We start from the raw sequence: 15144 nt of genomic DNA on the forward strand, positions 1-15144 counted from the left end.
AGTGACTTGCGGTTACTTACGGCGGCCTGGCCTTCGGCGACTTGACGAGAAATGACCTGCCGATCGTCGCGTGGCGAGGCCGGTCGCGCATCCGAGTTTTCGGGTGGGAGCCCGGGAGTGGGGTGGGACGGACGGCGGCCTCGCCCCGCCCTCACGAGACGACCCGGCCCTACCGCCGAGTAGCTCAACTCCCGCCATTTTCACAGGGGGTGGTGGCCGAAACGTTATTCCGGAACCGTATGATCCCTTGCGTCTTCAAGCACGGCTGGCGCTCGGGGCCCGTATGCCCCAGTAGCCGTCAGGAACGAGCACGGAACCCGTAAGGATCCCCCCGATGACAGTTCCCCCCACTTCCCATCGCCCCAAATCCCGCGTCACCCGGCGTGGGTTGATCGGCGCCGCAGGCGCGGTCGCGGCAGGTGCCGTGATCACCCCGGCCGTGATGGCGACCACCAACTCGGAGTCCACCGACGCGGACGCCAAAGACGCCGACACCACAGCGGCCAAACCCGGTACGACACCGGAGAACTTCCCCAAGACCCGCACCAAGGCGGCCACCGGCGAAGCATCCGTCGAGGCCGCCTTTCCCATTGCCTACGTGGGCCTGACCTGGGCGGGCACGCGCAAAGCCGCCGGCGGCGGGATTCGGCTGACCGACGCCGACGGAAGCCAGGGCGCCTGGAAGGACCTGAGCGCCAGCGGCTGTTCGGACAGCAACGGCGGTGTCCTGCTCGTCGCGGCGGGCCAGGCGTCCGGTTACGAGGTGAAGGCCCCGAACGGCGCCACCGAGCTGCGTTCCTGTGCCATCGACACCAAGCAGGGCCCGGCGCGCAAGGTGGCCGTCCCGTCCGACACGACCCGGGTGCGCGGCATCGCCTACCTGACGCGCGCGGCCTGGGGCGCGGACGAGTCGCTGCGCTTCAAGCCGGACGGTACGGAGAACTCGCCGACCGCGTTCTACCCGTTCCAGACCCTCACGGTCCACCACACCGCGTCCGTCAACGCCGACCCGGACCCGGCCGCCACGGTGCGTGCGATATACCAGCTCCACGCGGTCACCAACGACTGGGGCGACATCGGCTACCACTTCCTCATCGACGAGGCGGGCACCATCTACGAGGGCCGCTTCTCGGGCGACGACGGCATCCCCGCCCACGACGGCGACGGCAAGCTCGTCACCGCCTTCCACGCGGCCGGCTTCAACTCCGGCAACCTCGGCATCGCCCTCCTCGGCACCCTGACCACCCAGGGCCCGACCGAAGCCGCCCGCGAGGCCCTCACCCGCCTGACCCGCGTCCTCGTCCGCCTCCACGGCGTCGACCCGAAGGCCCAGGTCACGTACACCAATCCGATCAACGGCACCACCAGGGACGTACCGGAAATCAGCGGTCACCGCGACTGGATGGAAACCGAGTGCCCCGGCCAGGTCATGTACGACGAACTGGCCACCCTCCGCGACGCGGTAGCCGCCGGCTGACCCCTCCGGGGACTCCGGGGTATTCGGGGTCTTCGGGGAACGGGGGACCCTGAAGCCCAGCCCGCCCAGCCAGACTTGGGGATGCCCGGCCACACGCGCCGGGCATCCCCTGCGGCTGAATGAGGGACAGCTATCACCCCGCGAGTGATGTCAGTCCCGAGGATTACGGTGGAGCCTCCACACCACGCGCATTACGTACGGCGCTGAGGGGGCCCCATGCACGAAGCGACCGACTCCGCTTTCCTCGACCACATCGCCGACCGCCTGGCCACCCTGCCCACCGTCCGGTCGGTGACCCTTGGCGGCTCTCGAGCCCAGGGCACCCACACCCCCGACAGCGACTGGGACCTCGCCGTCTACTACCGCGGGGCGTTCGACCCCGCCGACCTACGCGCCCTCGGCTGGCCCGGCGAGGTCTCCGAAATCGGCGGCTGGGGCGGCGGAGTCTTCAACGGCGGGGCGTGGCTGACGATCGAGGGCCGACGTGTGGACGTGCACTATCGGGATCTCGATGTGGTGGAGCACGTGTGGGCGGAGGCGGAGGAGGGGCGCTTCCGGATCGAGCCCCTGATGTTCCACCTCGCGGGAATCCCGACCTACCTGCTCGTCGCCGAACTCGCGATCAACCAGGTGCTACGAGGCGAACTGCGCCGCCCGTCCGCCTACCCGCAGGCTCTGCGCAAGACCGCCCCCGAGCGCTGGCACGGCATAGCCACCCTCACCCTCGCCTACGCGAAGGCCGGCCACGCCCCGAAGGGCGCCCTCACCCAGGTCGCGGGCGCGATCGCCGTCGCGGCGACGCAGACGGCGCATGCGGTGCTGGCGGCGCGGGGGGAGTGGGTCACCAACGAGAAGCGGTTGCTGGAGCGGGCGGGGTTGCGTGAAGTCGACGCGTTGGTGGGGGACTTGACCTCGGAGCCGATGGCCCTCGTCCAGGCCGTCACGGAGGCCGAGACGCTCTTCAGCCGGGCGGTTTCTCAGTAGGATCATCGACCGCGTGAACGGCTGTGCCCCGCACCAGAGTTGACCGAGTGCGGGGCACGGCGTTGTGAACGGTCAGGCCTGGGCGGCGTACGAGACGAAGTCGGTCCAGGTGGCGGGAGAGAGGGCGAGTTGCGGGCCCTGCCTGTCCTTGGAGTCGCGTACGTGCACGGTGACAGGCTCAAGAGCGACCTCGACGCAACTGTCGCCCTGAGAGCCGCTGTAACTGCTCTTGAACCAGGCCAGTTCGGACGTGCTGCTCATTGCTCTCCTCGCATTCGCTCCAGCAGGTTCCTGGAGTCCTCAGGGATGAGAGCCTGCGAGCGCAGTTTTGCATACCGTTGCTGGAGTCGGCTGATCTCTTCTTTCGCGGCCGTGACGTTGGGCTCTCAGTTGCCGGAAGTGCTGGTCAGCGCGTCGATCAGCTGGCGGGCGCGGGTCTCCTCGCTCAGGAGGGCCTCGACCAGGGGGCCGGTGCCCGGATCGGCCGTACTCGTCAGGTTCAGGCCGGCGGCCTCGTCGACGTACTGCTCGACGGGCCGGGCGTCGGCTGTCAGGTGAATGCGATCAGCGGCGGTCAGCGCACGGTGGACCGAGGCGTAGTCGATGCCCAGGCGGGCCAGTCGCTCGCCGCCTGCGTACTGGGTTTCCCAGTCGGGGGCGCTGCCCGCCGACAGATGCGGGTAGCGGAGGGCGACCTCGTGGGTGGCCAGGATCGCGAGCAGTACATGCTCGGTACCCACCACGCCATGGCCGAGGCGACGTGCCTGCTCGTACGTCTCCTGCCTGACCCAACCAGCGGGCAGTGAAGCCCAGTTGACCCCGCTGAGTCTGACCAGCCACCGCATCCAGAGGGAGGGCATCCGGCGATAGTGGCTACGGCCGAGGAGAACGTCGCGGGTGGGGTGCAGCAGAGGGTTGAGGTCATCCTCCTGACTCCCTGAGCCACCGTCTAGGCGGGTGCGTACGGCGAGCGGTGAGATGCCGCAGGCGCCCAGCAGCTCCACGGCGCGGTTGTCCTCCTCCAGCAGTCCCCTCAGCAGGTACTCGGCGCCGAACTTCTTCGCGTCTTCCCGCTGCGCGTGCTCCATCGCGGCGGTCAGCGCTCTGGCCGCGGCGCCCGTGAAGTGGGTGCGCCGATCACCGTCGTCCCCGAGGATGTCCTGCGAGGCGACGCTTCCCTCCGCGTCGTCGTCGGTACTCCACGCGCCGTCCCTGTGCATGCGGTCCCGCAACACCGTCAGCAGCGCGGTCTTGGTCGCCCCTTCCGCCGCGAGTGCTTCGCGCGCCGGGCCCTTGGCCGTGGTGATGCCGGCCAGTAGATGCTCGGTGCCGATGGCTCCCTCGGCGTCACCCTTCGCACCCCGGGCGGCCCCCAGGATTCCCACGACGTTCCAGTCGGGCGTCTTGGTCGCTTCCATACGGCCTTCCTCTTCCTGCTGGTCCTGGGGATCAGCCTCCCTGACCAGGGCGGTAGACCGCGTCGCTCCGGAGGGCGATCTGCTCCTGCACCCTGGGGTATACCTGGAGCGTCGCCGGATCACCGGACCGGATCACCGGATGCGCGGGCCGCGAACTTCAGGCGAGCGGCGGTCGCGGCCGTACCAGGCCGGTGTCGTACGCGAAGATCGTCGCCTGTACCCGGTCTCGTAGATCCAATTTGCTCAGGAGAGCGTTGACATGGGTCTTCACGGTGCCCGTGGCAACGCCCAGGCGAGCGGCGATCTCGGCGTTGGCGAGGCCGGTCGCGATCAGGGAGAGGACCTCGCGTTCCCGGGGGGTGAGGGCATCGAGGGCCGCGGGGGCGGACGGTGGGGCGGGGGCGGTGGCTGTGAACGTGTGGATGAGACGGCGGGTGATCGCGGGGGCCAGCATGGCCTCGCCGGCGACCACCACCCTGAGCGCCGTGAGGAGTTCGGCCGGCTGGGCGTCCTTGAGGAGGAAGCCGGAGGCGCCGGCGCGCAGGGCCTCGTAGACGTACGAGTCGAGGTCGAAGGTGGTCAGGACGAGTACCCGGGGCACGTGGCCCGACGTCGGGCCGGTCAGGAGGCTCGTCGCCGTCAGGCCGTCCATGCCGGGCATGCGGATGTCCATCAGGACCACGTCCGGGGTCAGCCGGCCGGCCAACGTGACCGCTTCGGCGCCGTCACCCGCCTCGCCGACCACCACGAAGTCCGGCTCCGCGTCGACGATGGCCGCGAATCCCGCGCGGACCACGGCCTGGTCGTCGACGACCAGGACCCGGGAGGGGGTGGAGGGCGAGGTCATGGGGCGTCACTGTAGCGAGCCCTCGGCAGGGCTCGTGGGCGGGGCGTCGGCAGGGGTGCCGTCGCGCAGGCTGCCCAGGAGCTCGCGCATCGCCGCCAGAGACTCGCGGGCCGCCGGGGCCACGTCGTCGAGGCGGCCCTCCTCGGCGGCGGTGACCACCTCGGCGGTCCGGTCGAGGACCGCGGCGCGCAGCCCGGCGGCGACCCGCTGCCGTTCCATGTGCGCCGCGGCAAGCGCCTCGTGGACGACCTTGCCCAGCTCGCCGTCCTCGCGGCGGGCGATGCGCCCGCGCCGGGACCGTACGAGGAAACCCGCCAGCCACGCGCAGCCGAACAGCGGCAGCAGCATCACCGTCAGGGCGAACACGGTGATCCCCACGACGAGGGTTCCGGCCGGATCCCCGTCGATCGTGCCGTCCCGCGCCGCTGTCACCGCCACCGCGCCGGCCAGTACCAGCGCCGCCACCGGCACCGATGCCCAGGTCGCCCACGGATCACGGCCGTACGCCCCCACCGCGTACACCCCGCCCACCAGGGCGCAGGCGCCCGCGATCAGGGCCAGCCAGGGATCGGCGTCGGAGCCGGGCGCCCACGGCCACAGCCAGGCTCCCGCGAGCAACGCGGCCAGCACCGGCCAGGGCGCCGACCGCCGCCACAGCAACGGCAGCAGCTGCACGATCAACAGCGCGCCCAGCAGCAACAGACTGGGCGCGTCCCGGTCCTCGGTGAACAGGAACACGGCCGGGAGGATCCCGGCGGCCGGCAGCAAGGCGTGCGAGGCGAGGCGCCAGTCCAGCGCCCTGGCCCGCCCGGTCGAGGGACGTGCGGTCTGCCCGGGGTGGGCCGGCAGTTCCGCCCGCACCGACCAGCCGCCGGACGGGCCCGCTCCCGGCCCGGCGGTCACCGTGCCGCCGACCGCCTCGGCGCGCTCGCGCATGCCGGTCATGCCGCGCCCCGAGCCAAGACCCCGCCCCGAGCCAAGACCCCGCCCCGAGCCAAGACCCCGGCCGCCGGCGCCGGGTGCGCCGGCCTCCAGATTCGTACGGGACCCGCCGTCGTCGTCGACGGTGAGCGCCAGCCACCCGTCGCCCAGGTCCTGCAGGCCGACTCGTACGACCGCCCCCGGGGCGTAGCGCAGCGTGTTCGTGAGGGCCTCCCTGGCGATGCCGAACACCGCCTCCGTCACCTTCGTGCCGGCTGCCGCGACGTCCGCGACGCCCGTGATCTCCACGCGCTGCCCGAGGCGGATGAAGCCGCTGGCGAGTTCCTCGAGCCGGGTGCCCAGCGGGACGTCGTCGCCCTCCTCGGCGGCCCCCAGGGAGGTGACCATGCGCTGCACGGTGGCCAGGGTCTCGCGGCCGGTGCGGGCGGCGAAGTCGAGGGCCTCGGCGGCCAGTTCGGGACGGCTGGCGGCGAGGTGCAGGGCGGCCTCCGCGGTGACGACCACGGAGGTGAGGTGGTGAGCGCTGACGTCGTGCAACTCCCGTGCCAGCCTGCGCCGTTCACTCTCCCCCGCCTGCTGCCCCTCGGCCCGGGCCCGGGCCAGGCGGGCGGCGGCCCGGGCTCGTGCGGCCGACTGGTGGGCGCGGCCCCGGCCGAGCCCGACGACTCCCAGGTGGAACGCGACGGCGACGATCAGGCCGACGCCGGCCTCAAGGCTCACGCCGTCGACGGCGAAGCCGACCAGGCCCTGGTAGCAGACGAGGACGCCGACCGCCCGCAGTGTCATCGGCAGGGTGGTGCGGGCGGCGACCGAGTACACGGCCACCAAGTCGCCCACGATGACGAACATTTGGACCGTGTCCGAGGCCCCCGTCAGCAGGGCCAGTCCGTAGCAGGCGGCCACTCCTGCCAGCGCCACCAGCGGCATCCGCCGTCGCAGGCCCAGCGCGATGGTCGTCCCGGCCGCCACGACGAGGGTGAACCCGAGGTCCTCGCGGTAGAGGCCGTAGCCTCCGTCCAGCGCCTCCGGTCCCGGCCACACCAGAAGGAAGGCCGCGACGGCCGGCGGCAGCAGCCAGTTCCGTAGGGTTTCCATGAGGGCTTGAGCCTACGACGCGCCTTCTCGCCGACACGTCCTGCGCCGGAAGGACCCGCCCCCGGCCGCCTCCACCTTCCGATAGAGACGGCAGGCCGGTTACGGCAGGTGATGAGTACTGTCCAGCTCGTAGCCGTGTACGCTCGCGCACCGTACGCGCGTCAGGCCTGGTGAAGTGCCCTTCCAGGCCGCCACATTGGGCGCAGGACAGCACCTGCCACCCGCCAACTCCCCTTCACTGTACGTGTGTTCACCCAGCGCTTCAGTGCCACCCCGCTCGGCGCCCGCCTCGCCCGGCGCCTCGCCCTGAATCAGCTCCACGACTGGGGCATCCCGCACGGCACCCGCGCCTCCGACACCGCCGCCGTGATCGTCGCGGAGCTGGCGGCCAACGCGGTGACCCACGGCCGCGTACCGGGCCGCGACTTCGAACTGTGCCTCTCCCTCATCCCGGGCAGCCTGCGCGTCGAGGTCACCGACACCCGTACCGAGGCACGTCCGCCCGGCCCCGGCGACGTACAGCCTCCGGAGCCCCTCGCCGACTCCGGCCGCGGCCTCGTCCTCGTAGAGGCGCAGACCGACCGCTGGGAGATCCTGGACCGGGAACCGCCCGGCAAGACCGTACGCGCCGAAATCGAGCTGCCCCGCTGGCTGTCCCTGTTCAAGCAGCACCTGAACCAGAGCGACGACGCCCCGGCACATGGCGCCCGCTGAGGAGCAGATACGCGAAGGCAGTGGTGCAGAGAAGGTGAAGGGCGCAACCTTGCGGCTGCCCGGCTGATCTGGACGTACATGCACAAGGTCAGGTCTCGTCGCACCAGGATGGGTCACACGTACGTGAACACGCGCGCAGTCAAGGTCAACGTGGCGATCGCCGCGGCCCTGCTTCTGTTCCTCTCCGCGGTGGTCCTCGAAGTCGCCAGCGACTCCGGCATGACCAGGAACCCCGGCATGACCAGGGACTACGGCGGCCCCTCCGGCATGACCTGGAACTACGACAAGGCCTTCGACTCCAGGGCCGGCCGCGCGACCAAGCTGTCCGCCGTGATGGCGACCGCCGCCGACGACATCTGGGCGGCGGGCCAGTCCACCCCCAACATCCGCAACGCAGGCGACGAGTCGGCCGACGACGGCTTCCTCATGCACTACGACGGCACCGACTGGGAGCGCCGCCCCATGCCGGCGTCGTTCGGCACCAGCGTCTATGACGCGCGCTTCGACGCCGTGGACTCCGGTGGACTGCTGCTGACAGGGAGCCTGGGCCTGAACTCGCTGCGGATGGCTCACTGGGACGGCACCCGCTGGACGCCGCTGCCCAAGCTCCCCGGAGACCCCCGGGCCTCCGACATCAAGGCCCTCGCCCCGGACGACATCTGGGTCCTCGACGGCGGGACCGGGGCGTACCACTGGGACGGCACCCGCTGGACTGCCATGGACCTGCCCACCACCGTCACCGCACTCGACGGCGCCGCGTCCGACGACCTGTGGGCGGTCGGCGACCGCTACGGGAAGGAGGACGCGGGCCCGGGGTTGCCGGGCGGCCAGCCCGCCGCCGTGCACTGGGACGGCCGTGCCTGGAAGCTCGTACCGACGCCGGAGTACCGCTACAAGGTCCCGGCCCCCGAGGAGACGGCGCTCCTCACCGAGGTCGTCGTGCAGGACGGCGACGTACACGCCTACGGCGAACTCACCTCCGTCAGCGAGGACGACGAACCCGACCCACCGACGGAGAACATCCACCTTCGCTGGAACGGCACCCGCTGGACCAAGCAGCCGAACCCCGAGGGAGCCTGCGCCGACCGCGGCCACGGGGTCCGCGACGGCGAGCGCGGGAAGGTCCTCAGCGCTCGCAAGTACCTCACCGCGGACGGCAGTTGCCGACGCATCGCGACTCCAGAACCACCGATCCGCTACGGCATCAAGGGAAGGGAACGGTTCACCCTGAACGCCATCACAGCGGTCCCAGGCACCGACAAAATCCTCGGAGTCGGCTCCGTGGCATCGGTGGGGAGCGATCCCGCGTACAAGGTCATCATCGTCAGCCTGAAGGGGTGAGGACCGCCAACTGTCCTGGCGCTGCTGTGCGGATGCAGCATGCCCAACGACTCAGGACGGCCGGTTACTGAGGCGTGTATCGAGTCGTGATCAATGAGCATCGCAGCCTCCGGGGTGGGTGCGCCGTCTGGGGTGCGGGGCCTGGCGATCTGCGGCTGCGCCGTGTGGACGCGGGTGACTGGAAGCGTTGCCGCAGGCAGGCAGCTGCGGGGCCCGAGGGCTCCGGCTGCGTGTCCGCCGGGGCGGTGTGTCAGACCATGGCGAGCCGGTCCACCAGCAGCTCCACCCTCGGCTCGGCGTCCTCAGGCAGGAGGCGGCCCGCGCGGGTCAGGGTGGCCAGGCCGTGCAGGGCCGCCCAGAACGTCTCGGTGAACAGCCCTGGATGGACGCCGTCGCCGGCGACCTCGGCGAGAGTCTCCAGCAGGGCGGCGAAGGCGTCCTTCAGAGGCTCGGGGGTGTCCTCCTGTGCGTACGCCAGGCCGCCGTCTAGCTGGAACAAGGCGTCGTAGACCGCCGGGTTGCGTGCGGCGAAGTCGAGGTAGGCGCGGGCCAGGGCGGCGGCCCGGGCGCGCGGGCCGTCCGCGGCGGAGGTCGCGGCCCGCACCGCCGTGGCCAGTTCGGCGGCCCCCTGAAGGGCGACGGCGCCGATGATCTCGCGCTTGCCGCGGAAGTGGCTGTAGAGGACGGGCTGGCTGTATTCGATGCGCTCGGCGAGCCGGCGGGTGGTGACCGCGTCCCAGCCCTGCTGCTCGGCGAGTTCACGGGCTGTCGCCACGATGAGGCGCTCGCGCTCCGCCCGTTCGCGCTGCTTGCGTTCCTGTACCGACATGAATCGATCCTAGCACCGCTAGACAATCGAGCGGCAGTAGGGCTAGCGTTGCCTCATCAGCTAGCAATGCTAGTTCAACGGAGGGATCGTCATGCTCAACGCACTCGAGGTCGTCACTACCGTCGTCGTCGGCCTGATGGTGGGGGTGGAGTTCTCCGTCGCCTTCATCATGAACCGGATCCTGGACGCGCTTCCCGAGGACAGCGGCCAGCTCGGCCACGCCCACGGCGGCCGGATGCTCGGCGCCCTGATGCCGTTCTGGTACGTCGGCTCGCTCGTCCTCGTCGCGATCTGGGCCGTCGCCGGATGGCACCACGACGGCGCCGGACTCGTCGCCACCGCAGGCGCGCTGCTGATCCTCAGCGTGATCATGTCGCTCGTGCTGCTCGTCCCGATCAACAACCGAAACAAGACCTGGACACCCGACAACCGGCCCGCCGACTGGAAGCAGCAGCTGCACCGCTGGGGCCGCTACCACTACGTCCGCGTCGCCGTCATCATCGCCGCGTTCACCCTGCTGGTCGCCGCGCTCGCCTGATACCACCGCTGCCACGGTATGCGCTGGTTCGCCCCCTGTATGTCGACGTATATCGACGGCTTTTGCCCCGTCGGGGTGAGCCCGAGAGGGCTTCGGATTTCTGCCCCCCCCGGGCCGACGCCGCGCCGGTGGCCGCACAATCCCCACTCCCCGGGCGGCGGCTGACCACCGAAACCCCGGCATCCGGAAATGCAGCTGCCGCTCAGATCCCACAACTGCGATCCCCGCAAGCTACGCCCCTCGATCAGCCGCATCCGCGCGGCCTGATCAGGCGCCACTCCGGCGACGGTGACGGCTTCCTGATCACCAAGGGAATCCGCGACGTCGTCCTGGCCCTGGTCCTGGGCATCCTGCTGGTGACGGGCCACCGCCGGGCGCTGGGCTGGGTGCTGCTGGTGGAGGCCCTCGCCGCGTACGGCGACATGACTACGGTGCGGCGAGGTGGACCTGTCCCTGGCCAGCATCGACTCCACCACCACACGCGCCCACCACGCCGCCGCCGGGATGCACGCCGCCGACCGCAAGTGTCGCCCGCTGGCGTTCGTGCTGACCTGGATCAAAGCCTCACCAGAGCGACTCATTGATCACGACCCGATACGCGCCCTAGGTGAGTTTGAAGAAGGCGGCCCTGGCCATCGCCGCACTGCTACGGCTGACGGTGCTCGCGCCGGAGGTCTGAGAGGGCGTTCTGTGACCGTTCAAATGAGCCGCGGGGAGAGAAGCAGTTGCGTGGAAGTGTGACACTTGGCCCCCTCACTGTCACATTTCTGCGCAACAGCCTCCCCCCTCCTCTCATGGTCGCAGCGGCTGCCTTGCCCAGCCCTCGCATCGCTTCAGCGGGTCGTGGCGAGCACTTTGTGCAGGAACTCCGTGAGCGTGTGCGTCGCCGTGTTGTGGGCCGGCGCGGCGAACAGTGGGTCCAGGTGGTTCATGCCGTTGTCCGACTCGTAGATTCCGTACGGCACACGGGAGTTGGCTGCGAGCTTGCGGGCCGCCTCCAGGACCGTGCCCTTCGCGTAGCTGGTGCCGAAGGCGTAGAGCGGTACGTCGATGTCGTTGGCGTGGTGCAGGCGCAGGTCCAGGGAGCGGGCGAGGTCGGTGTCGGCGTAGACGTCGGCGATGTCGAGGTCGACGGACAGCCGGGCGGGCCAGTACCACTCCCAGACGCCCGGCACCGGACCGGCGTACGCCTCGGCGACGCGCGAGATCGGCGTGATCCCCGCGTCGACCCAGCCCCGTACGCCATTGCTGTCCGCGCTCTCGGCGAAGTGCCCGGAGTGGACGGTGATGTCGTTGGGCCAGCCGAACCCGGCGTCGACGAGGAGGCCGAGCAGGGCCGCGTTGCTGACCGGGAACGAGGGCCGCAGAGCGTCCGGCAGCCTGGGCTGGAGCAAGGAGCGGGCGCCCGGATCGTGGTGGGCGTACCACCCGGCGAGCTGGTACCAGATCTGCGTACTCTCGGCCCGGCCGCCCAGCCCGACTCCGGTGAGGGTCATGTCGAACACGGCCCCACCCTCGATCGCCGCGAGTCGCTGCCGGACCTCCTCCGGCGAGTCCTGTATGGGCGTACCGGTCCCGTCGAATGCTCCGAGCACCCCGCCGTCGATCACCGCCAGGCCGGCCAGATCGCGGAACCCGGGGTGCCCCGCGAAGTCCCAAGCGGCGTACGCCAACGCACTGGTAGCACCCCAGGAGTGACCGCCCAGCACCACGCGCCGACTCCCGCCGGCCCGGGCGGCGAGCACGACCGTACGGAGGTCGTCGAGGGTGAGCGCCAGTCCCCACTTGCCGGCGAAGGCGGAAGCGGCCGGGTCCTGGGAGCGGTAGTGACCGTCGAGGTAGTACGAAGCGGGGTTGGACGAAGCGGGGTCGGACCGGCCGAACCCGGTCCGGTCCGCCAGGTTCTCCTCCCGCCGGTCAAATGCCCACACCTGCAGCCCGGGTATGGCCGCGACCAGATCTCTCGCCATCAGCCGGAAGTCGTTGGCGGCTCCGAACATTCCTGGGACCAGCAGCAGGACGGTTGCGGCGTTCCGGGGGCCGATCTTGAGGACGTGTACGCGGTCCGTGGGGGTGGGGCCGCCGCCGGGGGCTACGGGTATCGGGGTGTACGGCTCGGGGGCTGTTGCTCGGTCGGTGGGGGAGGGGCGGCGGCCTCCGACGGACGCCGCCTTTGCGGTGCCGGTTGCTCTTGTGGCCAGGGCGACGCTGCTCAGGAAGGTCGCGCCGAGCAGAGTCCTGCGGGACGGGGACGGGATTCCGCGCACCAGAGGGTTCGTCATTTCCGGTCGCCACCTTGGAAGTTGGGGAGGGAGTCGCCACTGGTCCTCACCTTCTCGCGAGCCTCGGGCGGGCCTCGCGCCGGGGTGCCCGCCGTGACGTTGCGGGATATGCCAGTGCAGGGCGGTCTGCTCGCCGCCATCAGCTCCGCCGCTGTTGTGCTCGCTGTCGCCGAAGCCCTGCGAGAGGCGATAGACGCGCTGTTCGCATGACCTGTCGAGCGTCGTCTCGCCGCCGGGACGTCAGGAGCCTTGACGAGGGTCGGTGGGGCGAGGAGATTGGCGGGACTGAGCCGACGACGACACGGGTGGATCCCGCCTCCTGGTCCCGCCGACCACTGCGGTTGGGGGGATCATGCCTGTCAGGATGTTCTTACGGCTGGCCATCGGATGCGCCACGGCGATGGCGGTCGCGACGTCGACCGCGCTCGTGTCCACCGCGCAGGCGGCCCCGCGCGCCGCCGCGGACCCGGCGGTGATCACGGACTGGAACGCCATCGCCGTGCGCACCATCTTCGCGGAGGGGCAACAGCCCCCGCCGGTGGGGCAGTTGTATCTGGGTTTCGTCTCGACCGCCGTGTACGACGCGGTGGCCGCCATCGACGGCAGGTACACGCCGTACGCCAAGCAGCCGCGCCCCCGCCCGCACGCCTCCTCGCAGGCCGCCGCCGCGACAGCCGCGTACAAGGTACTCAGTCACTACTTCCCGGCGTCCCAACAGGCGTTGAGCTCCGACTACGCCGCGTCGCTCGCGAAGATCCGCGAAGGGGTCGGCAAGACGCACGGCATCCGGGCGGGAAAGGCGGCCGCCGCCACCATGGTGCGGCTGCGTACGGATGATGGCCGCGGCGCCGACGTGACGCTTGACGTGACTCCCGCGCCGGGGGTGTGGCGGCCGACGCCGCCCGCGTTCGCGCCGATGGCCTTTCCCTGGCTGGGGTTCGTCCGGCCGCTGCTGCTCAAGTCCCCGACGCAGATCCGTCTGGCCGGCCCTGACGCGCTGAACAGCGCCGCCTACACCCGGGACTTCAACGAGGTGAAGGCGGTCGGCGTGGCATCCGGCGGCAGTCGTACGCCGGCACAGACCGAGACCGCCAGGTTCTGGAACGACAACCTGCCCCGCCAGTTCCAGACCGCGTTCCGTGACCAGGCCGCTCGTCGGCATCTGGACATCGCCGACAGCGCGCGGATGTTCGCCCTCCTCAACGCGACCACCGCGGACGCGGCCATCGCCTGCTGGCGCGGCAAGTACGACCACGCCTACTGGCGTCCGAGCACCGCGATCCAGCTCGCCGACACCGACTCCAACCCGGCCACCGCACCCGACCCGGCGTGGAGCCCGCTGGTCCCGAACCCGCCCTACCCGGACTACCCGAGCGGCCACGCCTGCCTCACCGGCGCCACCACGGCCGGCCTCAGCCAACTGTTCGGAGCGCGGAACATCGACCTGACGGTGGACTCCGCCGTCACCGGCACGACCCGGCACTACGCCACCGCGGACGCGCTGAACCAGGAGACGAAGAATGCCCGGGTCTGGCTGGGCATCCACTTCCGCAAGGCGATGACCGACGGCAACCAGCTGGGCCGCGAAGTCTCCCGCTGGGCACTGAGGCACCACTTCCGGCCCGCCGGCCGGTGACCTCTCACAGCGAAAGCCACGCGCTCGGCCCGCCCGGGCTTCGGGCTCCCGTGGGACGAGACCCTCGACGCCATCGCTGACAAGGAACCTCGTCGAATACTCCTTCGTAAAAGCCCACTTGCCGCTGCTACCGTCTCCGACGTGGCGAAACTCAATCAGATCATCGCAGTCGAGAAGGGCGTCAAGGCCAAGTCTCATCAGGACCTGACGGCGGCTCACCATGGGCTGCAGAAGCCAGCCCTGCTGGCCGGTATCTCGCGTACGTATCAGCCGAAGGACGAGGAGGGTGAGCAGTTGCCGCCCGAGTCGACTCGGGTGCAGGTGAAGGCCGAGGACGTGTTGCGGGACACCGCGGCGGTCCTTACGCGGCTGTTCGATGTGACCGCCACCAAGGACTGGGCCAACACCTCGGCCAGGGCGGACATCAGCGTCGACGGGCGGGTGCTCGTCGCCGAAGTGCCGGTGTCCTATCTGCTGTTTCTCGAGAAGCAGCTCACCGACCTCAACACCTTTGTACGGAAGCTGCCGGTGCTCGACGCCTCCGAGTCGTGGGCGCAGGACCCGTCCACCGACGCCTGGAAGACCGAGCCGGTCCGGACGCTTCGTACGAAGAAGGTGCCTCGGAACCATGTGAAGGCCGAGGCGACCGACAAGCATCCGGCACAGGTCGAGGTGTACTACGAGGACATACCGGTCGGCTACTGGACGACCGTCAAGTTCTCGGGTGCCCTTCCCGCCCGGCGTGTGAACGAACTGCTGGACCGGGTCGAGAAGTTGCAGCAGGCCGTCAAGTTCGCGCGGGAAGAGGCGAACGGCGCCGAGGTCGTCGACCAGCGGGTCGGTGACGCCGTGTTCGGCTACCTGTTCGGGTAGCCTCAGAAACTCCCCGGCCATCAGAGCCATCTCGGCCGGGGTGCGCGAGGAGCGCAAAGCTGAAGCTGAGCCTTGTCGTGACTGCGCGGTCCCGGATCGGGAACCGCGATCAATCTCAGACTATTGCTCCAGACTCAGCATTCGCCGCCGATCGCCGGATCGACCGGG

14 protein-coding genes and 1 pseudogene are annotated in these 15144 nt (G+C 70.4%); 8 read left to right on the forward strand and 7 right to left on the reverse strand.

Annotation, left to right across the window (positions count from 1 at the left end; all coding sequences use genetic code 11):
• Positions 1-334 precede the first annotated feature (334 nt).
• On the forward strand, positions 335-1477 hold the full coding sequence (locus ACQEVY_RS35740) for a peptidoglycan recognition protein family protein (protein WP_432953593.1): 1143 nt from the start codon (positions 335-337) through the stop codon (positions 1475-1477).
• Between the two features lie 216 nt (positions 1478-1693).
• A complete protein-coding gene (locus tag ACQEVY_RS35745; RefSeq protein WP_432953594.1) occupies positions 1694-2461 on the forward strand; it encodes a nucleotidyltransferase domain-containing protein in 768 nt (255 codons plus the stop codon).
• Positions 2462-2533: 72 nt separating this feature from the next.
• On the opposite strand, the gene ACQEVY_RS35750 is transcribed toward ACQEVY_RS35745, so the two are convergent.
• The 5 genes and pseudogenes from ACQEVY_RS35750 to ACQEVY_RS35770 form a co-directional block, all read right to left on the reverse strand.
• Complete coding sequence (locus ACQEVY_RS35750) at positions 2534-2722, reverse strand: DUF397 domain-containing protein (protein WP_432953596.1); 189 nt, start codon at positions 2720-2722, stop codon at positions 2534-2536.
• Positions 2719-2823: pseudogene (locus tag ACQEVY_RS35755) on the reverse strand (transcriptional regulator); the annotation flags it as partial. The pseudogene ACQEVY_RS35755 and the gene ACQEVY_RS35750, both read right to left, overlap by 4 nt.
• A 24-nt stretch (positions 2824-2847) precedes the next feature.
• Positions 2848-3879: a Clp protease N-terminal domain-containing protein gene (locus ACQEVY_RS35760; RefSeq protein ID WP_432953597.1), complete on the reverse strand. Its 1032-nt coding sequence runs from the start codon at positions 3877-3879 to the stop codon at positions 2848-2850.
• 157 nt (positions 3880-4036) lie between these two features.
• Positions 4037-4726 (reverse strand): response regulator, encoded by a 690-nt coding sequence (locus ACQEVY_RS35765; RefSeq protein ID WP_432953599.1) that lies wholly within the window; start codon positions 4724-4726, stop codon positions 4037-4039.
• Positions 4727-4732: 6 nt separating this feature from the next.
• Positions 4733-6763, reverse strand: coding sequence for a sensor histidine kinase (locus ACQEVY_RS35770; RefSeq protein WP_432953600.1), 2031 nt, complete (start codon positions 6761-6763; stop codon positions 4733-4735).
• Positions 6764-7009: 246 nt separating this feature from the next.
• On the opposite strand from ACQEVY_RS35770, the gene ACQEVY_RS35775 reads away from it, so the two are divergent.
• Positions 7010-7477 (forward strand): ATP-binding protein, encoded by a 468-nt coding sequence (locus ACQEVY_RS35775; protein WP_432953602.1) that lies wholly within the window; start codon positions 7010-7012, stop codon positions 7475-7477.
• Positions 7478-7600: 123 nt separating this feature from the next.
• Entirely contained in the window at positions 7601-8818 is a 1218-nt protein-coding gene (locus tag ACQEVY_RS35780) for a hypothetical protein (RefSeq protein WP_432953604.1), read from the forward strand.
• A 250-nt stretch (positions 8819-9068) separates the two neighbouring features.
• Here the strand turns inward: ACQEVY_RS35780 and ACQEVY_RS35785 are convergent, their stop codons facing one another.
• Positions 9069-9647, reverse strand: a complete 579-nt coding sequence (locus tag ACQEVY_RS35785) for a TetR/AcrR family transcriptional regulator (protein ID WP_432953605.1) — start codon at positions 9645-9647, stop codon at positions 9069-9071.
• A 91-nt stretch (positions 9648-9738) separates the two neighbouring features.
• On the opposite strand from ACQEVY_RS35785, the gene ACQEVY_RS35790 reads away from it, so the two are divergent.
• Together ACQEVY_RS35790 and ACQEVY_RS35795 are read left to right on the forward strand one after the other, a co-directional pair.
• Entirely contained in the window at positions 9739-10185 is a 447-nt protein-coding gene (locus tag ACQEVY_RS35790) for an anthrone oxygenase family protein (protein ID WP_432953607.1), read from the forward strand.
• A gap of 128 nt (positions 10186-10313) precedes the next feature.
• Positions 10314-10769, forward strand: coding sequence for a DUF4267 domain-containing protein (locus ACQEVY_RS35795; RefSeq protein WP_432953609.1), 456 nt, complete (start codon positions 10314-10316; stop codon positions 10767-10769).
• 249 nt (positions 10770-11018) lie between these two features.
• Here the strand turns inward: ACQEVY_RS35795 and ACQEVY_RS35800 are convergent, their stop codons facing one another.
• On the reverse strand, positions 11019-12467 hold the full coding sequence (locus ACQEVY_RS35800) for an alpha/beta hydrolase (protein WP_432953611.1): 1449 nt from the start codon (positions 12465-12467) through the stop codon (positions 11019-11021).
• A 352-nt stretch (positions 12468-12819) separates the two neighbouring features.
• Here ACQEVY_RS35800 and ACQEVY_RS35805 point away from each other — a divergent pair, with 352 nt between their 5' ends.
• Both ACQEVY_RS35805 and ACQEVY_RS35810 read left to right on the forward strand, forming a co-directional pair.
• Positions 12820-14103 (forward strand): vanadium-dependent haloperoxidase, encoded by a 1284-nt coding sequence (locus tag ACQEVY_RS35805; protein WP_432953613.1) that lies wholly within the window; start codon positions 12820-12822, stop codon positions 14101-14103.
• 141 nt (positions 14104-14244) lie between these two features.
• The gene (locus tag ACQEVY_RS35810; RefSeq protein ID WP_432953614.1) at positions 14245-14976 is read left to right on the forward strand and encodes a hypothetical protein; all 732 of its coding nucleotides are present in this window, start codon (positions 14245-14247) and stop codon (positions 14974-14976) included.
• Positions 14977-15144: the final 168 nt, after the last annotated feature.

The organism is Streptomyces sp. CA-288835, from assembly GCF_050936385.1.
Lineage (GTDB): Bacteria > Actinomycetota > Actinomycetes > Streptomycetales > Streptomycetaceae > Streptomyces.